The organism is Xanthomonas sp. LMG 12460 (genome assembly GCF_009192895.1).
Taxonomy (GTDB): Bacteria; Pseudomonadota; Gammaproteobacteria; order Xanthomonadales; family Xanthomonadaceae; genus Xanthomonas_A; species Xanthomonas_A sontii.
In genome coordinates, this window is record NZ_NKUH01000048.1 from 24,067 (window position 1) to 44,052 (window position 19,986).

The window sequence follows — 19,986 nt, forward strand, 5'->3', positions numbered from 1 at the left end:
GTCTTCTACCCTTACAGCGGCATGTTCATCACGTCCTGGTACGCCTGGACGAGTCGGTTGCGGACTTCCACGGTAGCGCGAAACGCCACCTGGGACTGTTGCGCGGCCAGCATCACCTTGGCCAGGTCGGCGCTGGGGTCGCCCAGTTCGAAGGCCTTGGCGAGGTCGCCGGACTTCTGCTGGGCCTCGTTCACGCCGCCGATCGCGTTGCGCAGGGTCTCGGTGAAGCTCGGGCCCTGCACGCCCTGGCTGCCGCCCAGGCCTTCGATCGCATTGCTGCGGCCGACATCGCCCACCCGCGTCTGCGCCGCCTGGCCGACCTGGCCCTGGTAGCTGCGGATCTGCGAAAGAATGGAGCTGATGGAGTCGCTCATACGGTGAAGTCCCTGCCGGGAGACGGCTTGCCCGTATGCAATGCAAGCGGTGTGCCGAAACGGCACTCACGTGTTGCGCAGCCTCCGGACAGGCGTGCGCGGGGAAGGCCGGCACCCGGTGACGGGTTCCTGGCGCCGGCGGCACGGCCGGCACGGACCGCGCGCCGACAAGGTGTCGGCAGGTTGACGCCGTGCGCCGCGTCACGGTCGGACGCGGGCGCCGCGCGGCGACCTCAAGGCCGGCGAGGGGACCGACTCAGTCCGGCAGCCAGGCCGCCCGCCACTCCTGCAGATTGGCGCCGTGCAGCAACCAGTCGCGCTGCACCGTCGCGCGCAGGGCAGTGCCGGCCGCGGCCCGCGCGTCGGCATCGGCCAGGTGCGCGCGGATCGCATTGACCCAGTCGCGAAAGCGGTTCTTGACCAGGCTGACCGGCAACCCGCCGTCGCGGTAGGGCGGCAGGTCGCTGGCCACCACCGGATAGCCGCAGGCGCCGTACTCGAGCAGGCGCAGGTTGCTCTTGCAGCGGTTGAACAGGTTGTCTTCCAGCGGCGCCAGCGCCAGGTCCAGGCCCAGTGCGGCCAGCGCCTGCGGATAGCGGGCGAAGTCCACGCCCGCGTGCACCTCGTGCACATGCCGGCGCAGCCGCTCAGGGCACAGGCCCATGAACACCCAGTGCACCTCGCCGGCCAGCGCCTGCACCACGTCGGCGATCAGTTCCAGGTCGCCGGTGTGGCTGAGCCCGCCGGCCCAGCCGACCCGTGGCTTGGCCGAGGCGGATGCCGCCGGCGGCGCCAGCGCGCCCCACAGCTGCGGCTCCAGCCGGTTGCGCACCACGCGGATGTCGCCGTGCAGGCCGGCCAGCGCCTCGGCAAGGTCCGGCGTGGAGACGGTGACCCGGTCCACCAGCGTGGCGGCGCGCCGCAGCGAGCGCAGCACGTCCTTGGGCATGTGCTCGCGATGCGCGCTCTTCAGCGGCAGGTTCGGCAGGTAGTCGTCCAGCTCGTAGACCATGAAGGCAGTGCCGAACCGGCGCATGCGCTCCATCCGCGCCAGTTCCGCGTCGCCGACCCGGCGCTGCAGCACCACCACGTCGGCGCCGATGCGCTGCAGCTCCACCGGATCGAGCAGGCGCGCGTAGTACAGGCCGTCGATCTGCGCGGCCGCGGCCAGCGCCTGGAATGGCTGGATCACCCGGTACTGGCCGCTGCCGAAGGTGTCGCCGGGATGGGCCAGTACCCGCGGCAGCGGTTTCCAGACCAGCGGCTGCCAGGAGAATTCGGACTCGGTCAACTGGAAACCGCCGGGCTGGTCCAGGCCCAGGCTCGGCGAATACGCCGGATCCTGCGCCATCGCCGGCAGCCAGCGCTGCAGCAGCGCCTCGTCGGCCGCCTCGCTGCGCGTGGCCGAGGCTGGTTGCAGCAGCGCCTGCGGCGTCCACACGGTCCAGGCGCCTGTCGCCGCGGCGCGCAGGCACAGGTCCACGTCGGCGCCGCCGGCGGCGAAGCCGGCCGCGTCGAAGCCGGACAGGTGTTCGAACAGCGCCCGCCGCACCAGCAGGCAATGCGCCGACACCGCGCTGTAGCGGTGTGCCACCTGCAGCCGGCCCATGTAGCCCGGCTGCGCCATCGCCTCGCCGGCGAAGGCGTGGCCTGCGCCGGCCAGCAGGCCCGGCAGCAGGCCGGCATGGGTGATGCGGCCGTCGGCGGACACGCCCTTGGCGCCGACGATGCCGACTTCGGGCCGCTGCGCGTGGTTCATCAGCGCGTGCAGCCAGCCGTCCTGCACCGCGGCGCTGTCGGCATCCAGGAACAGCAGGTACTCGCCCTGCGCCTGGGTGGCGGCGAGGTTGTGCGCCTCGGCCTGGCAGACCCGCTGTTCCAGCGCGAACACGCGGATGCGGCCGTTGCCCAGCTCGGCCACGGCCTGCATCCACGCGGTGATCTCCGGCGCCTGGCTGGCGTTGTCCACCAGCAGCAATTCATAGGCGGGGTAGGCGGTCTGTTCGAGCAGGCTGACCACCGCGCGCTGCAACGCCGGCAGATTGTCCTGTGCCAGCAGCACGATCGAGACCGGCGGTTGCGCGGGGTGGCCGTAGTCGATGCGGAACAGGCCGCCCGGCAACGGCTCGACCGTGGCCTGCGGATAGCCGCGGGCCTGCAGGTGCGCGGCGATCGCGCGCTGGCGCGCCGGGCCGTCGGCCTCGGCGCTGGCCGGCGTGGCGACCAGCAATGGCTCGGGCAGGTGTGCGATGCCGTCGCCGCCGTCGCGCAGGAACAGGCGCAGGATCAGGTCCAGTTCGCTGGCGCCGTCGTAGGCCTGATCGAAGCCGCCCAGCGCCTGCACCGCGGCGCGGCGGAACACCCAGTGCCCGGCGGTGGCCAGCGGATTGCCCAGCAGCAGGTCCAGGTCCGGGTCGGGCCGCAGCAGCGGCGCCAGGGTGTCCGCGTCCACGGCCAGCCATTCGTCCGCATACAGTGCGTTGCACTGCGGTTGCTGCGCCAGTTCCAGCAGCAGCCGCAGCAGGCCGCCGGCGTAGAACCGGGTGCCCGCGACCACGCGCAGACACCAGTCGCTTGCCGGCGAGGCATCCAGCGCGGCGGACAGCGCCACGGCATCGGCCGCGGCCGGCAGCGGTGGCAGGATCCGGACCCGCGGGTCGGGCCACGCGGGGAGGGAGGCGTCGCCCAGCACCAGCGCCTGCACCTGCGCGAACGGCGTGCCCTCCAGCAGCAGGCTGTCCAGCGTGGCGTCCAGCGCGGCACGGTCGGCGCCGCGTGCGTCGACCAGCACGGCGAGCCGCGGCGCGCCGCCGAGGGCGTCCAGGCGCGCGTCGAGGAGGTCGCGTTGCGCGGGCGTCATCGTCCGCCGCGCCTGCCAGTCGCGCAGCGTCGCCTGTACGCAGACCCGCGCGTAGGCGTCCTGGATCGCCTGCAGCAGGTCCACCGGCGTGCCGGGGCCGCCGCCCAGCGGCGTCACCGTGACCTGGCGGACGTCGCCATCGCCGCGGTACCAGCCCATGGCGCGCACGCCCTGGCGGAAGTTGGCATGCCCCTGGTCGCCGATGCCAGGCTGGTCGCGGCCTGCCTGGCTGTATTGCTCTTCCGATACCCGGAACCGGGTCAAGGGCTTTGCCAGCAGCGCCAGGTGGCCGCGGTGCAGCAGCTTGGCGTACAGCGCCAGGTCGCCGACCCAGTTGATGACCTTGCCGGCCAGCGTCATCAGCTCGTCGCCGATCTCCAGCAGGTCGCTGCGCCGGCACAGCACGCAGCTGGGCTCGCCGACGAAGTTGATGGTGTGGTCGGCCAGGAACGACAGCAGCTCCGGCCCGTCCAGCAGCACGTCGCCGGCGAACGGGAAGGCGGTGGCCGGGATGTCCTCCAGCGGCGCGCCGTGGCTGTCGATGCGCTGGCGGCGTGAGGACGCCAGCAGGACGTCCGGTGTACTCTGCATCGCCGCGACCAGCGCGGCGACGCAGTCCGGCGCCAGCACGTCGTCGTCGTGCAGGAACTTCACGTACTCGCCCTGGGCCAGGGCGATGGCGCGCGCGGTGCTGCCGAGTTCGCCGTAGCGCTCAGGATTGCGGTGGTAGCGGATCGGGAACGGGGCCATCGCGGCGCGGCGTTCCACCACCTCGGCGATCGCCTCGGTGGGGTTGTCGTCGCAGATGACCAGTTCCAGCGCCGGATAGGTCTGGGCCAGCACGCTGTCGAGCGCCTGCTCGAAGTAGCGCAGCTTGTAGGCCGGCATGACCACGCTGACCAGGGGCGGGTGGGGCATGAACGATGGACCGTTGCGGAAGGGGAGCGGAGCGCACGCTGCGCCCGATCCATCGCAGATGCAACAAGCATGCCGGTCTGTGCCGGATCGCCTGGACGCAGGCGACGCCCCAAGGGCCGCAACTGCGTCGTGACCCGAGCAGAACGGTGGCGCAGCAGATGCCGCTGCGCCTCACTCCACGTAGAGCACGCTGTCGAAGTAGTACATGGCGTAGTGCCGCAGCCGTAGCGTTGCCCCCGGCATGATGCGGTCGAGTTCGGCGACGATGTCCAGCAGGTCGAGCGCATGGTGGTAGCAGGTGATGGCCATGCGCGGCCGGCAGCGCCCGATCAGCGCCGCGCCGCCGCGCAGCACCCTGGCCTCGGCGCCTTCCACATCCATCTTCAGGACACTGACCTCTTCGATCAGATCGTCCAGGCGCACGCCGTCCACGCGCGCGGCGCCGCTGCCGTCGATCCGGCTGCCCATGGTGCCCCGTGCGTCGAACGCCACCGGCCCGGCGACATCGCTGACGGCGGCGTTGTACAGGGTCGTGCGGCCGTCATCGTCTGCCAGCCCTTGCTGCAGGGCGGCGAAGTTCTCCGGATCCGGCTCGAAAGCATGGATGGCGGCGTAGCGGTGGCGCGATGCCGCGCGGAACTTCTTGACCGTGTCGCCGCGATAGGCGCCGATGTCCACATAGCGTTCGTCCGCGCCGATCCGCAGCGGATGCTCCAGCGCCGAATACACCGAGTAGTACTCCTGCTCCATCGGGCACAGGACGTCCAGCAGCGGCCGCCGTTCGCCGTCCATGCGCATCTGCAGGATCGCGTCCAGCGTACGCACGCTCAGTGCGTCGGCGAATCGACCGCGCATGGCGTCGAACTGCGCGGCGTGCGCGAGCGTCTGTTCCCGCGTCACCTGTCCGCTCTGATACACCAGGGGAATGTCCAGGGCGTACATCAACTGCGGCAGATCGACACGGCGACCGCTGCCCAGGCGCTGCAGTTGGTCGAAGTGCAGCCATGCGGTCGGCATGTAGGCGCAGTTGATCGTGGGCAACCCGGCCAGGTCCGGGTCGCGCAGGAAGGTCGCTGTCGGGCGCACGTCGTCGAAGCCCGCATCGGTGATGCGGCGTTCGTGAAACACATCGTCCAGGGCGACGATGCGGATGCCAGGGATGCGCTCGGCCAACAGCGCGGCGGCGCGGGCCGCGTACAGACCGCCGAGACTGGAACTGGGGGCCAGGAAGATTGCGCCGCCGGCGCGCTTGCAGGCATCGATCAAGTCGGCTTCGCGCTGACGCGCGGCCAGGTGGTCGGTCATGGGTCCACTCGAAAGGGCACGCCATAGGAGGCGCGCGAATGCTGGAAAGACGGATACGAGGGGCATGTCGCGTGGTAACGCGATCAGGCCGCGCGGCGATTGCCGCCCGCGAGCGATCCTAGCGAAGCCCGTTGCGCCGGAAGCGTGCATGCATCCCAGCCCGGCGTTCTGTCGCACGTGGCGCCGTTTTTGGCAAAGTGAGTCGGAGACGTCGGCACAGTGACGCCACTTCCGTCACTGGCGGAACGTATCGTTGAACGGCACCGCGACTCGCGCGTTGGCGCGCGCCTGCATCAACGCAGGATGCGGGCGCCGCCAGGCATCAGCGCGTCGTAGAAGCAGCGGTCCGGTAGCAGGTCCGGCACGGTGCCGGGCAGCAGCCATTCGCAGTGCCGGCCGATCCTCGCGTCGCTGCGGGTCATGCTGCCGCCGCCCAGGGTGCTGCCCTGGCCGATCTGGGTGCCGCGGCCGAGGTGGACGCCGGCATGCAGGGTGACGCAGGCGCCGACACGGACGTCCTGTTCGACGATCACCTGCCGTTCCAGCCAGCTGCCGGCGCCGATGCTGCTGCCGGCCGCGAGGTTGCAGCCGGGTCCGACGTGTACGTTGCCGAGCAGGCGCACGCCGTCGTCGACATGCGACTGCGGCCACACCAGATCGACGCTGCCGTAGCCCGCCAGGCGCACGTCGGCGAGCAGCTTGTGCCGCGACTGGTTGACTGCGCGCTCGTCCATCGCGACAAACACGTCGGTCGCGGCGGGCGCATGGCTGGCGTGCAGGGCGCCCAGGTCGAAGTTGTAGCGGTCAGGCGACTCCAGGGCGATGCCCACGTGCGCCAGGCCGCAGGCCTGCGCGGTGCGTTGCGCCTGCTCCAGCGCATGGCCCTGGCCGATCAACACCAGCGTCTTCATGCCGGTTGCTCCAGCACATTGGCGCGGTACCACAGGTGCTGGCGCACCAGCTCGGTCTCATAGTCGCCATGCATGAAGGAGCGCGAATGGGGGCCGAAACCAGCCTGCAGGCGTTCCAGCACCGCCGTGTCCTCGGCGATCACCTGGTGCTCGATGCGCATCAGCGTGCTCAACAGGGCGGTGAAATCGGTCCGCTCGCTTTTCCGCCGGGCGGTGGCGACCCACAGGTGGTAATCGGTCTCGTGCGGCGAGACCGGGTCGTATTGCTGCAGCACGAAGGAGTCGCCGCGCACGCTGTAGAAGTTCACGTTCGGATACAGGAACCAGTTGTAGAACGCCGAGTCCTCGCCGTAGCGCTCGCACAGTGGCCGATACCAGTGATCCTGCACCGCGATCTCGGCCTTGGCGGGGAAGCTCAGCGCCTGCAGCGGGACCGGCGCGCCGCCCTGCAGCAGTTGTTCCACTACCGAGGGCACCTCGGCGGAGCGCTCGACATGCGCCGAGGGCTTGGGCGCGGCGGTCATCAACGGGTTGAAGGTCTTGGGATGGATGAACGGGATATGGTTGTAATCCTTCACGTTCTCCATATTGAGCTTCCAGTTGTAGCGCACCCGGTGGCAGCTGTAGATCAGCTGCGAATCCACGTGCGATGCCGCCGCGCGCAGATCCTCCAGGAAGGCCGTCTCGAACTGCTCCTCCAGCGGCAGCGGGTGCTCGGCCATGTTCACGAACAGCAGTTCGCCGACCTGCTGCACATGCAGCCTGGTCAGGCAGATGCCGGCCTTCTCCTCGGCAGTGAACTGGTACAGACCGGAGTTGGGCAGCCCGCGCAGCTCGCCCTCGGCGCCGAACGACCAGGCGTGGTACGGGCACACCAGCGGGCGCTTGCCGTGCGATTCGGTCTGGATCGCCGATTGCCGGTGCGGACACTGGTTGAGGAAGGCGCGGATGCCGGCCTCGGTGCGCTGCACCAGCACCGGCACCCCGGCAATCTGCCTGGCGAAGAACTGATTGCGCTCGCGCACCATCGAGGCGAAGCCGGCGAAGATCCACAGTGTGCCGAACAGGCGCTGTTGTTCCAGGCGCAGGCTGTGCGGGCTGATGTAGTGCTCGGCGTCGAGGGCGTGGCGGGTCATGCGGAACGGCGTCCTGGGTGCGGGGTCAACGGCTGAAGATGGTGCGTGCCGGATTTCCGGCGACGGTGACGTTGGGCGGCACGTCCTTGACCACCACGCTGCCGGCGCCGATCACCGCGCCGTCGCCGATCGCGATGCCGGGCAGGATGGTGGCATGCGGGTGGATGACCACATCGTGGCCGATGCGCGCGCCGCCGCCGACGAACACGAAGTTGCCGATCTGCACATAGTCGCCGATCACCACGTCGTGGCCGACGATGGTGGTGGCGAGGATGGTGACGAACTCGCCGATGCGGCTGTCGGCGCCGATCGACACGCCGACCTCGAACAGGCTGCCGCGCCCGATCGGGGTCTCCGAGGCCTCGCGCAGGCGCGGGCGCAGCACCATGAAGTCGGCGCCGCGCGCCAGCAGCGGCTGGCTGTAGCGGCGGCGCGCGGCCGGATCGCCGAGCGCGCAGACGAACAGGTCGCCGGGCACCGGCTGGTAGGTGTCCGGGTCGCCGAGCAGCGGCCAGCGCAGGCCGGCGCCGAGCGCGCTGCGGCTGTCCAGGAAACCCTTGATGTCCCAGGCCTGGCCGTAGCCGGGATCGTCGTTGCAGGCCATCGCCGCGATGCCGCGGCCGAAGCCGCCGGCCCCGACGATCAGCACATGTTGCGGTGGCGCAGCGCTCATGCGAACTCCACGCCGCCGTCCATGCTGAAGGCCTGGCCGGTGACCTTGCTGCTGGCGTCGGAGAGGAAATACAGGCAGGCCAGGGCCACGTCCTCGGGGTCGCCGATGCCCAGCGGATAGCGCTTGCGGCTCTCCTCGAACCAGGCCTTGTCCTCGTTGATCAGGGTGGTCTCGACCAGGCCGGGGCACAGTGCGTTGGCGCGGATCTGGCGCCGCGCCAGTTCCAGCGCCAACGGCCGCAGCATGCCGATCAGCGCCGCCTTGGAGCCGGCGTAGGGGCCGACGCCGACGGTGCCGGTCAGCGCGGCGATCGAGGCGAGGAACACGATGGAGCCGCCGGGGCGCAGCGCCTGCCGCGCGAGCAGGTGGCGGGTCAGCATCGTCGGCGCCACGTAGTTGATCGTCATCACCTCGGTGAGGAAACGCTCGCTGACCAGCTTCATCGGCGACAGGCCGCGGATGCCGGCGCTGTGCACCACGCCGTCCAGCGGCCCGCTCTCGGCGGCCAGGCGCTGCACGGTGGCGGCGTCGCACAGGTCGCCGGAGAACAGGCGGTGGTCGTCGCCCGGCAAGGCGTCGAGCAGGGCCTGCAGCCGCGGCAGGTCGCGACCGGCGACGAGCAGGCGTGCGCCGGCGCAGGCGCAGGCCTTGGCGACCGCCTCGCCGATACCTTTGGAGGCGCCAGTCACCAGGATGCGCTTGCCGTGCACGCCGTACAGCGTCTGCAGCAGCGCGGCGGGCGTTTCCGCAACGGACATGGGGGTCTCCGGGCTCATAGGCGGATCGGCAGGGACAGCCCGCCGTCGATAGTCAGGGTGCTGCGGGTGATCCAGCGGCTGGCGTCGGACAACAGGTAGACCGCGCCATTGGCGACGTCGGCCGGGTCGATGCGGCCCAGCGGGGTCAGCGCGATCTTGTCGTCCATGTCCGCGGTGCTGCCGAGCCTGCTCAGCATCGGCGTGTCGACGTAGCCTGGAGCGATGCAGTTGGCGCGGATGCGGTGCCGGGCCTGTTCCAGCGCGAAGGAGCGTACCGCGGCCTCCAGCGCGGCCTTGGACCCGGCGTAGCCGGCGCTGGCCTGCGGCGCCGCGCGCGCGGTCAGCGCCGAGACGTAGACCAGCGAGGCGCCCTCGTGCAGCCGGCGCTTGGCCAGCAACTGCTGGGTCAGGATGACCGGCGCCAGGTAGTTCACCGACAGCATCTGCTGCAGGTGCTTCTCGGCGGCCATCCGGAACGGCACCAGCGCGGCGATGCCGGCGCACGAGGCCAGGCCGTGGTAGCGCTCGGCCGCTTCCAGCAGGGCCCTGCGGGTGGCGTCCTCGGTGAGGTCGCCGACGACGCTGCGGTGGCCCTCGCCAGGGAGCGCCGCGGCGACCGCCTGCAGACGTTCCGCATCGCGTCCGTTGAGGACCAGCGTCGCGCCCAGGCGCGCGCACAGCGCGGCCACGGCGGCGCCGATGCCAGAAGAGGCACCGGTCACCAGGATGGTCTTGCCCTGCAGCCCGAAGGCATCGGTCGTTGCAACAGGCGCCATCGTCAGGACTCGATCAGGTCGGGGAACACCGCGCCGTCGATATCGACCAGACAGGTGCCCCAGGACAGGCCGATGCCGAAGCCGCACAGCAGCACGCGCTTGCGGCTCTCTTCCAGTTGCTTGTTGATCCGCGCGGTCATGGTCACCGGCAGCGAGGCGCCGCTGGTGTTGCCGAAATCGTGCAGGGTGGAGGGCACCTTTTCCGGCGGCAGGCCGAGCTTCTTGCGGATGGTCTCGTTGATCATCCGGTTGGCCTGGTGGAACACGAAGTAGTCGATTTCGTCCTTGGACACGCCGCTGTAGTCGAGCAGCTTCTGCACCGCCGGCGGCACCCGCTGGGTGGAGAAGCTCAGCACCGCCACGCCGTCCAGCTGCAGGTCCACGCCACGGTGCCAGTGGTCGTTCTCGTCGGCGCGATACGGGATCAGGTGCTGCACCCCGACCGGCTCGCGATGGCCGCCGACCGGCAGGATGATCGCGCGATAGCCGCTGCCGTCGCTGTTGAGGTCGAAATGCATCGGCGCCGCGTCGGCACTGAACTCCAGCGCGGTGGCGGTGCCGGAATCGGAGAAGATCGGATCGTCGAAGGTGGCGCTGCGGTCGCCCACCAGCAGCAGGCCTTTCTTGACCGCGCCGGCGGCGATCATCGAGCCGAGCAGGTTGATGCCGAACGGGTAGGCCGAGCAGCCCAGGTTGACGTCGAACGCCACCGTGGCGTGCGACAGGCCCAGGCGGTCCTGCAGGATGATCGCCGTGGCCGGGATCGGATAGTCCGGCGACTGGGTGACCACGATCAGCGCATCGACCTCCTCGCGCTGCCACTGCAGGCGCTCCAGCAGCACCTGCGCCGCGTCGAAGGCCAGATCGGAAAAGCACTGCCAGTCCGCGGCCATGCGCCGGGTGTGGATGCCGATGTTGCGCACCAGCCGCTCGCGCTCGGAGCGGATCTGCGGCCGGCAATCGGTGAGGTTGGAGACGACGCGCCTGGGCACGCAGGTCGCCATGCCGGCGAAGCGCACGTTGTGCAACGTGGAGGTCGGCATGCTATGCCTCGGTCAGCTGATAGAGATCGCCCAGGGTGACCACGGCGGCCAGGTGCTCGCCGGTGATGGTCTTGCCGTACTCCATGTCGAACATCACGATCACGCCCAGCGCGGCCAGCGAATCCCATTCGGGCAGCTCGCGCAACACCGTGTCCATGGTCACCTCGACCGGATTCTGGAAATCCGTGGCCGACAGGAAATTCTCGATAAACGTCTCTTGGCTCATGCTGCGGGTTCCACGGGTTGGGCGAAGGAGGGAGGGACCAGGGTGCGACGGGAATCGGACGCGGGCATGACGCCGCCCGCCGCGGCGATCAGGTCGACGATGGCGTCCACCTGCTCGACCGCCAGTCCGGGAAAGATCGGCAGGCACAGCACGCGCTCGGCCATCTGCCGGGCCACCGGCAGGCCGGCCGGCGCGGAGGAGGGCAGGCCGCGGTACATCGGGAAGTCGCTGATCAATGGATAGAAATAGCGGCGCACCAGAATGTCGTGGCCGCGCAGCAGCCGGTGCAGTTCATCGCGCACCAGCGGGAAGGCGTCCTCGACCAGGATCGGGAACGAGGCGTAGTTGGACAGTCCCGGTTCCCGCGGCGCCAGGCAGCGGATCCCCGGCACCTGCGCCAGGCGCCGACGGTACTGCGCGTCGATCGCCCCGCGCTGCGCCAGTGCGTCGTCGATGTGCTGCAGTTGCAGCAGCCCGAAGGCGGCGTTGATCTCGCTCATCTTGCCGTTGATGCCGGTGGCCACCACCGTGGTCTCGTCGACGAAGCCGAAGTTCTTCAGGCGGCTGATGCGCTGGTAGGTCTTGGCGTCCGGGCAGACGATGGCGCCGCCCTCGAAAGTGTTGAACACCTTGGTGGCGTGGAAGCTGAGCACGCTGAGGTCGCCGTGGCGCAGGATCGAGCCGCCGGCGTCCTTGACCCCGAACGCATGCGCGGCGTCGTAGATGACCTTGAGGTTGTAGGTATCGGCGATACGCTCGATCGCGGTGGTGTCGCAAGGCGTGCCGTAGCAGTGCACCGGCATGATCGCGGTGGTGTGCGGGGTGATCGCCGCCTCGATCTTGAGCGGATCCAGGTTCATGGTCTGCGGATCGATGTCCACGAACACCGGCTTGATGCCGCGCCACAGCAGCGAATGCGCAGTGGCGACGAACGAGTATGGCGTGGTGATCACCTCGCCGGTGATGCGCAGCGCCTGCAGCGCGGTCAGCAGCGCCAGGGTGCCGTTGGTCAGCAGCGCCAGGTGGTTGACCCCCAGATACTCGGCCAGCGCCTTTTCCAGTGCGCGGTGCATGTCGCCGCCGTTGGTCAGGATGCGGCTGCGCCAGATCTGCTCCAGGTAGGGGACGAACGCCTCCAGGGGCGGCAGCAGCGGACTGGTGACGGGGATGGACATGGGACCTGCCTGGCGACGGGTGGAAGTCCCCGGTGCGGAACGTGCCGCCCGGTGCTGTGGAAACGTGAAGCAAGCCACATGCCAAAGGTGCCTGTCCACTGTCGTCGGTGCCGATCGGGATGTGGTGCAGGCGAAACCTGGCTTGCCGCGAGCGCGCGCTGCGACAGCGCCCGCGTCGGGCCGGTAGGTGGCGAGGAGAGGGAAGAGGGCGTGGCGTTCCGAGGGACAAGGGGCGCGTCGGGTGCGGCCGCACCCGACGCCGTGCGCCGGCTCAGCTCGCCAGTTCGGTCTGGTCGCGGTCGATGCCGTACTTGCGCAGCTTCTCGACCAGGGTGGTGCGCCGCAGGCCCAGCAGCTGCGCCGCATGCGCAACCACGCCCTGGGTGCGCTCCAGCGCCTCGTTGATCAGCGCCAGCTCAATGTTGGCCATGTGCCCGCGCAGGTCCAGGCCGCTTTCCGGCAGCGTCGCCGCGGCCTGGGCCGGCGCATCCGCGTCCGTCCCCGGCTTGCCGCCGACGTGCAGGTCGACCACGTTGGGCACCCGCCGCGGATCCGTTGCGATCGGCGCCGGCGGGGCCGACACGTCGATGGACGAGGCGAAGTCGCCACGATAGCGCGCCGGCAGGTCCTGCACCCGCACCAGGCCGCCCGGGTGCAGCACCGCCAGGCGCTCGACCAGATTGGTCAGCTCGCGCACGTTGCCCGGCCACTCGTAGCTGCGCAGCGCCTGCAAGGCCTCTTCGGAGAAGCGCACTTCGCCGCGCCCGGTCCGCGCCAGTTGCGCGGCGATGGTGTGCACCAGCGCCGGCAGGTCGTCGCTGCGTTCGCGCAGCGCCGGCATCTCGATCGGGAACACGTTGAGCCGGTAGAACAGGTCCTCGCGGAACTGGTTGCCGGCGATGCGTTCTTCAAGGTTGCGGTGGGTCGCGGCGATCACCCGCACGTTGCAGCGGATGGTCACGTTGCCGCCGACCCGCTCGAAGCTGCGCTCCTGCAGGACGCGCAACAACTTGACCTGCATCGGCAGGCTCATGTCGCCGATCTCGTCGAGCAGCAGGGTGCCACCCTCGGCCATCTCGAAACGGCCCTTGCGCGCGCTCAGCGCGCCGGTGAACGAACCCTTTTCGTGGCCGAACAGTTCGCTTTCCAGCAGATCCGGCGGGATTGCGCCGCAGTTGATCGCCACGAACGGACCGTCGCGGCGCGGCGACTGCTGGTGGATCGCCCGCGCCACCACTTCCTTGCCGGTGCCGGACTCGCCCAGCACCAGCACGGTGGTGTCGAAGGCGGCGACCTGGTCGATCAGCCGGCGCAGGCGGGTCACCGCCGCGCTGGTACCGGTCGGGCCGTTGTCCTGCGCGGCACCGGCCTGGTGCTCGGCGTCCAGGCGCTTGAGGCTGGCGCGGCGCAGCAGGGTTTCCAACTGCGCGTGGCGCAGCGGCGCTTCCAGCTGCCACACGTTGGCTTCGTGCAGGCCATGGCGCTGCGCGAAGGCCTGCGCATCGCCGTTGAGCAGCAGCACCGGCGGCGGCAGCGAACTGCGCGCCACCCAGCCGAAGAAGGCATCGGCCTGGTCCTGGTCGTCGAGCCCGCCGACCAGGATCGCCATCCACTCGGTCTGTCGATGCCGGCCGGGTTGGACGTCGGCCACGTCGGTGACCCAACGCGGGTTGAGGTCCATGAATTCGAGCAGGCTGACGGTCCGCTCGGCGCGCACCGCGTCGTCATCGATCACCAGGATCCGCGATTCGCTCATGCCGGCACTCCTTCGGTCCGAAGTCCCTCCAGGATCGGCATCACTTCCTGGATGTAGGACAGCTTGCTGACGAAGTTGTCGGCACCGGCGCGCATGGCGTGCTCGCGGTGCTCGGCATCGTCGAAATGGCTGGCGATCACGATGTAGGGCGCCTGGTCCTGGGTCTTGATCAGGCGCGTGGCCTGCAGACCGCCCATCTCGGGCATGGCCAGGTCCATCAGCACCACCTGCGGGCGCAACGACTCGGACCGCTCGATGGCCTCCAGGCCATTGGCGGCGCTGCCGATCACTTCCATCCAGTCGAGCTTGCGGAAGTGGCGCATGGCGGCGTTGATGAAACCTTCGTGGTCGTCGACCAGAAGCACGGACAGTTTGTTCATATGCGTCGTTTTTCCTTAGCCCGCACGGGCCAGCAGCGGTTTGCTGCCGCGGCGGCGTTCGCGTGCGGGAGCGATGTCCAATTGTTCACGATACTTGGCGACAGTGCGCCTTGCCACGTTCACGCCCTGTCGCGACAGCAGCCCGGCGATGGCCTCGTCGGCCAGCGGCCGCCCCGCCGGCTCGGATTCGATCAGGCGCCGGACCATGGCGCGGACCGCCTGGCCGGACACCGCCGCGCCTTCCAGGCGCACGGCGAAGAAGTGCTTCAGCTCGAACGTGCCGCGCGGGGTCTGCAGGTACTTGCCGGTGGTGATGCGGGAAATGGTCGACTCGTGCATGCCGATCGCCTCGGCCACTTCCTTCAGGGTCAGCGGCGCCATCGCTTCCTCGCCCTTGACCAGGAACGCCGACTGGCGCTCGACGATGGCGCGGGTGGTGCGCAGCAGGGTCTCGTAGCGCATCGACAGGCCGCGGGTCAGCCAGCGCGCTTCCTGCAGCATTTCGCGCAGCGGCTGCGCGGCGTCGCCGGCCTCGGCCAGGGCGCGCTCGTGCATCGGGTTGACGGTGACGCGGTGGGTGGTGGCCGGGTTCAGCGCGACACGCCAGGTGCCGTCGGCGTGCCAGGCGACCACGTCCGGCAGGACATGGCCCAGATCCTGCGGCTGCAGGCTGTCGCCGGGGCGCGGCTGCAGCGACAGGATCAGCCGCACCGCCTCGCGCACGTCGTCGGTCTCGGCGTCGAGCTGGCGACCGAGCAGGGCGTAGTCGTGGCTGGCGAGCAGGTCGAGGTCGCCGGCGAGGATGCGCCCGGCCAGGTGGCGGCCGGGCACGCGGCCGGGCAGGTCGCTCAGCTGCGCCTGCAGGCACTCACGCAGGTCGCAGGCGCCGAGGCCACCCGGGTCGCCATGCAGCAGGCGCTGGCGGACGGCTTCGGCCTGCGCCACCGACAGGCCCAGCCGGGCGCTGGCCAGTTGCTGCAGGGTGTCGAGCGGGCCGTCCAGGTAGCCGGCATCGTCGCAGTGTTCCAGCCAGAACGCGGCCGCCGCCAGTTCCGCCGCCGGCAGTTCCAGGGCCAGTCGCTGCAGCACGCGCAGGTGCGGATCGGTGGACTCGCCCGCGGCGATGCGCTGCATGCGGTCGTCTTCGCCGTCGTTCCAGCCGGCGGCCGGGATGTCCCACATCGAGGATTCGGGCAGTTCGTCGAATGCCGCGGTTTCCAGCGCGGCGTCCTCATGCTTGACCACCGGCTCGATCACGCCCTCGGGCTCTTCCAGCTCGAGCAGCGGATTGGTCTCCAGCGCGCGGCGGATTTCCAGTTCCAGTTGCATGCCATCGAGCTGCAGCAGCCGGATCGACTGCAGCAGTTGCGGGGTCAGATGCAGTTGCTGGCCCAGTTGGGCGGAAACGGTCGGCTTCATGCGGACTTCCTCGGTTCGGCGCCAACCCTCTGGCGCCCGTGGAACGCATAGTGCTTGTCGCCCGACGGTAACAGAATCGGGGGGTTCCTGAGTAGGGTAGTCAAATTCCCGACAGGGTGTCAGGGATTTCCCGACATGCGGCGCGTGGGCGCCGGACAGTCGACGGCGAAATGCCTGATGCAACGGGGTCCGGCGGAAGCGTCACGCCTGCTGACCGATTAAGGCAAGCGCCATGCCAATGTCCCGTGTCGGGATGCCGTCCCCAGTTTAGCTCAGCTCGCCCTGATGGCGTGCGGCCAGCAGAACCAGATCGTTGGCGCGGCGGCAGCCCAGCGATTCCATCATCCGCGCGCGGTGGGTCTCGACGGTCTTGACGCTGATGCCCAGGTCCGAGGCGATTTCCTTGTTGCTCTGGCCGCGGCCGATCTGGCGCAGGATCTCGCGCTGTCGCGGCGACAGTGCGGCGATGCCGACCGGGCGCTCGCGGCCGAGCATCGGCGCGATCATCTTGGAGGAGATCTGCGGGCTCAGGAACACCTGGTTGGCGCTGGCCGCGCGCAACGCCAGCTCCAGCTCCAGCGGGGCGGCGTCCTTGACCACGAAGCCGGTGGCGCCGCGGTCCAGCGCATCGCGCACATGCACCGGGTCGTCGTGCATCGACATCATCACCACCCGGGTCTTGGGCGAGCTGTGCAGCACGTCGGTGAGCGCGTCCAGGCCGCTGCGCCCCGGCAGGGACAGATCCATCAGCACCAGGTCGGGGCGGTGCAGGGTGGCCAGGTCCACGGCCTGTTGCGCGTTGCTGGCCTCGGCGACCACGTCGACGTCCGCAAATGTCTGCAGCAGCCGGCTCAGGCCGGCGCGTACCAGGGTGTGATCGTCGACGATGATGACTCGCACGGTGCAGGTCCTTCTATTCAGAGCCGCACATTAGCCGAGCCGCCCGCCGCCGCCAACCTCGCCGCGGCGGTCCGGGGGGCGGTGTGCTGGCTCAGCGCGCGCGCCGGCTGTCGGCGATCTGCCGGCGGTGCAGCCGGAACAGGTGGCGTTCCAGGGCCTCTTGCAGGCCTGGCGGCTGTGTCTCGAACCGTAGCCAAAGTTGCACGACGCCCGCGGTGGCGGCCTCGGCCAGCACCCGCACCGGCAGTTCCAGGTGGTCCGGGAGCCAGTCCGAGGGCTGCAGGCGCAGCAGGCCGGCGGCGCCGGCCGCGGCGCCCGAGCGCGCGCCCAGCTCCAGCCGCACGCCCCGGCGCGACCAGCACAGCGGCCGCAGCGGCAGGGCATCCTCGTGCTGGCGGGCCAGCCGGCCCAGCAGCACCAGCATCAGGTCGAGCTTGGCCTCCATCCGCTGGGTCTGCGCGGTGGACTCGCTGCGGTCGTCGCTGCCATCCTCGCCACGCAGATCCTCGATCTGCGCCAGGCTGCGCAACAGCGCTTCGCCGGCAGCGAGCCGGCCGGCGCCGTTGCCCAGGCGGAAATCCGCCGGCAGCGCCAGTTCGCAACTGAGGGTGTCGTGGAACAGCTCGGCGTCGGCCGGGTGCTGCGCCGCGCCGTCCGAGCCGGTGTTCATCCCAGCAGTCCGGCCTGCGAGTAGAGCCGCGCGGCGTGGCTGGACTGGCGGCTGCTGCGCAGCCAGGCCGCGGCATGGTCGCGCTCCATGCGCATCTGCGCGGTCACCGCCTGCTGCAGGGCCAGCAACGGCTTCAACGCCTCGCGCGAGCGGTCGGCGCCGTCCTGTTGCAGATACGCCTGCAGGTGCCGCGCGTGGTCGGCGACCATGGCCTGGGCCAGCGCGTAGTCGTCGCCACGCAGGACCTCGCGCAACTCGTGCAGGTCGTTGTGCAGGTCGGCGAGCTGGATGCTCACGACGCGTTCGCCGTGGCCAGTTCGCGCTGCTGCGCGGGAATGGCGGCCCAGGCCGCGTCGATCTCGCTGAGCAGTTCCAGCGCTTCGGTCAGCGCGGCGTCGTCGTTGTGCAGGTTGGCTTCGGTCAGCCGGTGCATCACGTAGTCGTAGAGCGCCGACAGATTGCCGGCGATCTCGCCGCCGGCCTCGTGGTCGAGCGAGCCGTTGAGATGGCCGACGATGGCGCAGGCCTCGCCGATCGCCTTGCCCTTGCGTGCCTGGTCGCCCTGCGCGAGACAGGCCTGGGCCTGACGGATGCGCTGGCAGGCGCCGGCGAACAGCATGGCGACCAGCTTGTGCGGATCGGCATCGGTGACGCTGGTGGAAATGCCCATCTTGCGATATTGCTCGGCGTACTGGCGGCTGGAACCGTACATGGAAAACTCCTCGGGTGGATCGGCTGGCCTCCGCGCCGCGCCGGTGAGCGGCGACGCTGCGGTTGCTGCGGCCAATCCGTAATGACTGTCGATACTCTTTCTATCGGCCGCCACGCGTCTCGACTTGAGTCGCGCGGCCGCGCGCGCGTCAGCTGAACTGCTTGGTCAGGCTGTCGCTCACGCCCTGCATCTGGGTGACCAACTGGTTCATTGCGGTGAAGCGTGCGGTGTACTGATCGGTCAGGGTCTGCATGCGCTTGTCGAGATCGCTGAGCTGGTCGGTCAGGTCGGAGATGTGCTTGTTGAGCGAGTTGGTGCGCTGGGTCAGGGTGCCGCTGGTGCTGTCCAGGTTGCTCTTCAGCAGCGTGCTCATGCCGGTACCGAAACTGCCGTTGTTGCCGAGCAGGGTCTTGGCCGCCGACGGATCGGCGGCCGCCGCGGTGTCGAACTTGGCGCTGTCGAAGCTCATCACCCCGTCCTTGTCGATGGTCACGCCCATCGCCATCAGGCCGCTCACGTTGTCGCTGACCAGCCGGCGCAGCGACTGCTGCAGGCCGCGCACCATCGCATCGCCGGTCATCGGCGAGGCCTTCTTGTTGGTGGCGTCGTAGGCGCTGGACGACTTGAGCACGCTGTTGGCGGAGTTGTAGGCGCTGACCAGGGCAGTCAGATTGGCCTTAAGCGGGGTGTTGTCGTTGGTGATGTTGAGATTGAAGCTGGTGCCGGCCACCGCCTTGGTGAGATTGATCGCCACGCCGGGTACCAGATCGGCGATGGTGTTGCTGCTGGAGGTGCGCTGGAAGCCGTCCACCTTCACCACCGCGTCGGCGGCGGCGATGGTCTGGGTCAGCCCGCCGTTGTTGCCGGGCGGGTAGGTGAGCTTGGCCAGGCCGCCGTCGCCGCCGGACGTGGTGATGGTCAGGGCGCCCTTGGTGCCGGTGTCGACCGCGTTGAGCACCAGATGGTCGCCATCGTCGGCGGTGACCACGCTGGCGGTCACGCCGGCACCGTTGGCGGCCTTGTTGATGAAGGCCGCCACGTCGCTGAGCTTGCTGCCGGCATCGACGTTGATGTTGAGCGTGGTGCTGCCGTAGGCGATGGTCAGGGTGCCGCCACCGACGACGGCGCCGCTGGCATAGGCCGACGAGGTCAGTTTCTGGGACTGCGCCAGTTTCACCACCTCGATGCCGTACCTGCCGGCGTTGGCGCTGGAGGTCACGGTGGCGGTATAGCCGGCGCCGTCGTCGATGGTCGCCTTGTAGGCGCCCTTGTCGGCGCTGTCGGACACCGTGCTCATCGCCGTCTGCAGGTTGGACAGCGCGCTCTTGATCGTGCTCAAGGACGACAGTTGCGCGCTGGAGGCGGTACCGTCGCGGTTGATCCGGTCTTCCTGCGGCTGGCGTTCCTTCGCCACCAGTTTGGCGACGAAGCTGGGAATGTCCAGGCCTGAGCCGATTCCAGTGGTGGACATGGTGGCGGTCCTTGAGGTGGCCGGCACGCAGTGCGCCAGCGGCTGAGGGGAGTATCGGCGTGCGGGAACGCTTCTTGAGCGTCGTCCGCGCGCCAGTGCGGCTCCGGTGGTGATGCAAATCCTGTGCCGGCTCCGCATGCGTCAAAAAAAAGCCCCTCCTTGCGGAGGGGCCCTGGTGGTGCGTTGCGTCTCGCCGCGCTTAGCCCTGGAGCAGGCTCAGCACGCTCTGCGGCGCCTGCTTGGCCTGGGCCAGCATCGCGGTGCCGGCCTGCTGCAGGATCTGCGTGCGGGTCAGCTCGGCGGTTTCCTTGGCGTAGTCGGTGTCGCGGATGCGGCTGCGCGAGGCCGACAGGTTCTCCGAGGTGGAGCTCAGGTTGGCGATGGTGGAGGTGAAGCGGTTCTGGATCGCACCCATGTCCGCACGCGAGGAGTTCACCGAGGTCAGCGCGTTGTCGATGATGCTCAACGCCTTCTGCGCGCCCTGGAAGGTCGAGATGTCCACGTCCTTCAGGAAGTTGGTGGT

At 69.6% G+C, this 19,986-nt stretch carries 20 protein-coding genes; all 20 read right to left on the minus strand.

The window, feature by feature from the left end:
* Positions 1–11 precede the first annotated feature (11 nt).
* The gene (fliE, locus tag CEK66_RS11315) at positions 12–374 is read right to left on the minus strand and encodes a flagellar hook-basal body complex protein FliE (RefSeq protein WP_010341655.1); all 363 of its coding nucleotides are present in this window, start codon (positions 372–374) and stop codon (positions 12–14) included.
* A 256-nt stretch (positions 375–630) separates the two neighbouring features.
* Positions 631–4,152, minus strand: coding sequence for a glycosyltransferase (locus tag CEK66_RS11320; RefSeq protein ID WP_152236977.1), 3,522 nt, complete (start codon positions 4,150–4,152; stop codon positions 631–633).
* Positions 4,153–4,323: 171 nt separating this feature from the next.
* Positions 4,324–5,457 carry an FkbM family methyltransferase gene (locus CEK66_RS11325; protein WP_152236978.1) on the minus strand — a complete coding sequence of 378 codons (1,134 nt, stop codon included), beginning with the start codon at positions 5,455–5,457 and terminating at the stop codon, positions 4,324–4,326.
* Between the two features lie 293 nt (positions 5,458–5,750).
* Complete coding sequence (locus tag CEK66_RS11330; protein WP_152236979.1) at positions 5,751–6,368, minus strand: acetyltransferase; 618 nt, start codon at positions 6,366–6,368, stop codon at positions 5,751–5,753.
* A complete protein-coding gene (locus tag CEK66_RS11335) occupies positions 6,365–7,504 on the minus strand; it encodes an aromatic ring-hydroxylating dioxygenase subunit alpha (protein ID WP_152236980.1) in 1,140 nt (379 codons plus the stop codon). Before CEK66_RS11335 ends, CEK66_RS11330 begins: the two co-directional genes overlap by 4 nt.
* A 25-nt stretch (positions 7,505–7,529) precedes the next feature.
* The gene (locus tag CEK66_RS11340; RefSeq protein ID WP_017912567.1) at positions 7,530–8,177 is read right to left on the minus strand and encodes a NeuD/PglB/VioB family sugar acetyltransferase; all 648 of its coding nucleotides are present in this window, start codon (positions 8,175–8,177) and stop codon (positions 7,530–7,532) included.
* Positions 8,174–8,935, minus strand: coding sequence for an SDR family oxidoreductase (locus CEK66_RS11345; RefSeq protein WP_152236981.1), 762 nt, complete (start codon positions 8,933–8,935; stop codon positions 8,174–8,176). The genes CEK66_RS11340 and CEK66_RS11345 overlap by 4 nt, the downstream gene beginning before the upstream one ends.
* Positions 8,936–8,949: 14 nt before the next feature.
* Positions 8,950–9,711 carry an SDR family oxidoreductase gene (locus tag CEK66_RS11350; protein ID WP_152236982.1) on the minus strand — a complete coding sequence of 254 codons (762 nt, stop codon included), beginning with the start codon at positions 9,709–9,711 and terminating at the stop codon, positions 8,950–8,952.
* Positions 9,712–9,713: 2 nt separating this feature from the next.
* Positions 9,714–10,754: a ketoacyl-ACP synthase III gene (locus CEK66_RS11355; RefSeq protein ID WP_152236983.1), complete on the minus strand. Its 1,041-nt coding sequence runs from the start codon at positions 10,752–10,754 to the stop codon at positions 9,714–9,716.
* 1 nt (position 10,755) lies between these two features.
* The gene (locus tag CEK66_RS11360) at positions 10,756–10,980 is read right to left on the minus strand and encodes an acyl carrier protein (protein WP_017908530.1); all 225 of its coding nucleotides are present in this window, start codon (positions 10,978–10,980) and stop codon (positions 10,756–10,758) included.
* Positions 10,977–12,155, minus strand: a complete 1,179-nt coding sequence (locus CEK66_RS11365; protein WP_152236984.1) for a DegT/DnrJ/EryC1/StrS family aminotransferase — start codon at positions 12,153–12,155, stop codon at positions 10,977–10,979. The genes CEK66_RS11360 and CEK66_RS11365 overlap by 4 nt, the downstream gene beginning before the upstream one ends.
* Positions 12,156–12,426: 271 nt before the next feature.
* Positions 12,427–13,911 (minus strand): sigma-54 dependent transcriptional regulator, encoded by a 1,485-nt coding sequence (locus CEK66_RS11370; protein WP_017908532.1) that lies wholly within the window; start codon positions 13,909–13,911, stop codon positions 12,427–12,429.
* Positions 13,908–14,291, minus strand: a complete 384-nt coding sequence (locus CEK66_RS11375; protein ID WP_010341669.1) for a response regulator transcription factor — start codon at positions 14,289–14,291, stop codon at positions 13,908–13,910. Before CEK66_RS11375 ends, CEK66_RS11370 begins: the two co-directional genes overlap by 4 nt.
* A 15-nt stretch (positions 14,292–14,306) precedes the next feature.
* On the minus strand, positions 14,307–15,710 hold the full coding sequence (gene rpoN, locus CEK66_RS11380) for an RNA polymerase factor sigma-54 (protein ID WP_017916431.1): 1,404 nt from the start codon (positions 15,708–15,710) through the stop codon (positions 14,307–14,309).
* A 267-nt stretch (positions 15,711–15,977) separates the two neighbouring features.
* Positions 15,978–16,610 carry a response regulator transcription factor gene (locus CEK66_RS11385; protein ID WP_017908534.1) on the minus strand — a complete coding sequence of 211 codons (633 nt, stop codon included), beginning with the start codon at positions 16,608–16,610 and terminating at the stop codon, positions 15,978–15,980.
* Between the two features lie 91 nt (positions 16,611–16,701).
* Positions 16,702–17,280, minus strand: coding sequence for a PilZ domain-containing protein (locus CEK66_RS11390; protein ID WP_152236985.1), 579 nt, complete (start codon positions 17,278–17,280; stop codon positions 16,702–16,704).
* On the minus strand, positions 17,277–17,576 hold the full coding sequence (locus CEK66_RS11395) for a hypothetical protein (protein ID WP_150411152.1): 300 nt from the start codon (positions 17,574–17,576) through the stop codon (positions 17,277–17,279). The genes CEK66_RS11390 and CEK66_RS11395 overlap by 4 nt, the downstream gene beginning before the upstream one ends.
* Positions 17,573–17,992, minus strand: a complete 420-nt coding sequence (gene fliS / locus CEK66_RS11400) for a flagellar export chaperone FliS (RefSeq protein ID WP_010341674.1) — start codon at positions 17,990–17,992, stop codon at positions 17,573–17,575. The genes CEK66_RS11395 and fliS overlap by 4 nt, the downstream gene beginning before the upstream one ends.
* A 148-nt stretch (positions 17,993–18,140) precedes the next feature.
* The gene (gene fliD, locus CEK66_RS11405; RefSeq protein ID WP_152236986.1) at positions 18,141–19,463 is read right to left on the minus strand and encodes a flagellar filament capping protein FliD; all 1,323 of its coding nucleotides are present in this window, start codon (positions 19,461–19,463) and stop codon (positions 18,141–18,143) included.
* Positions 19,464–19,662: 199 nt separating this feature from the next.
* Positions 19,663–19,986, minus strand: a 324-nt coding sequence (locus tag CEK66_RS11410) for a flagellin (protein ID WP_255424696.1), incomplete at its 5' end; no start/stop codon positions are given.

What these genes read in the sequence shown, in the direction of transcription:
- fliE (WP_010341655.1), bottom strand. Translation starts at nt 374, where the DNA reads ATGAGCGACTCCATCAGCTCCATTCTTTCGCAGATCCGCAGCTACCAG.
- CEK66_RS11320 (WP_152236977.1), bottom strand. Translation starts at nt 4,152, where the DNA reads ATGCCCCACCCGCCCCTGGTCAGCGTGGTCATGCCGGCCTACAAGCTG.
- CEK66_RS11325 (WP_152236978.1), bottom strand. Translation starts at nt 5,457, where the DNA reads ATGACCGACCACCTGGCCGCGCGTCAGCGCGAAGCCGACTTGATCGAT.
- CEK66_RS11330 (WP_152236979.1), bottom strand. Translation starts at nt 6,368, where the DNA reads ATGAAGACGCTGGTGTTGATCGGCCAGGGCCATGCGCTGGAGCAGGCG.
- CEK66_RS11335 (WP_152236980.1), bottom strand. Translation starts at nt 7,504, where the DNA reads ATGACCCGCCACGCCCTCGACGCCGAGCACTACATCAGCCCGCACAGC.
- CEK66_RS11340 (WP_017912567.1), bottom strand. Translation starts at nt 8,177, where the DNA reads ATGAGCGCTGCGCCACCGCAACATGTGCTGATCGTCGGGGCCGGCGGC.
- CEK66_RS11345 (WP_152236981.1), bottom strand. Translation starts at nt 8,935, where the DNA reads ATGTCCGTTGCGGAAACGCCCGCCGCGCTGCTGCAGACGCTGTACGGC.
- CEK66_RS11350 (WP_152236982.1), bottom strand. Translation starts at nt 9,711, where the DNA reads ATGGCGCCTGTTGCAACGACCGATGCCTTCGGGCTGCAGGGCAAGACC.
- CEK66_RS11355 (WP_152236983.1), bottom strand. Translation starts at nt 10,754, where the DNA reads ATGCCGACCTCCACGTTGCACAACGTGCGCTTCGCCGGCATGGCGACC.
- CEK66_RS11360 (WP_017908530.1), bottom strand. Translation starts at nt 10,980, where the DNA reads ATGAGCCAAGAGACGTTTATCGAGAATTTCCTGTCGGCCACGGATTTC.
- CEK66_RS11365 (WP_152236984.1), bottom strand. Translation starts at nt 12,155, where the DNA reads ATGTCCATCCCCGTCACCAGTCCGCTGCTGCCGCCCCTGGAGGCGTTC.
- CEK66_RS11370 (WP_017908532.1), bottom strand. Translation starts at nt 13,911, where the DNA reads ATGAGCGAATCGCGGATCCTGGTGATCGATGACGACGCGGTGCGCGCC.
- CEK66_RS11375 (WP_010341669.1), bottom strand. Translation starts at nt 14,291, where the DNA reads ATGAACAAACTGTCCGTGCTTCTGGTCGACGACCACGAAGGTTTCATC.
- rpoN (WP_017916431.1), bottom strand. Translation starts at nt 15,710, where the DNA reads ATGAAGCCGACCGTTTCCGCCCAACTGGGCCAGCAACTGCATCTGACC.
- CEK66_RS11390 (WP_152236985.1), bottom strand. Translation starts at nt 17,280, where the DNA reads ATGAACACCGGCTCGGACGGCGCGGCGCAGCACCCGGCCGACGCCGAG.
- fliS (WP_010341674.1), bottom strand. Translation starts at nt 17,992, where the DNA reads ATGTACGGTTCCAGCCGCCAGTACGCCGAGCAATATCGCAAGATGGGC.
- fliD (WP_152236986.1), bottom strand. Translation starts at nt 19,463, where the DNA reads ATGTCCACCACTGGAATCGGCTCAGGCCTGGACATTCCCAGCTTCGTC.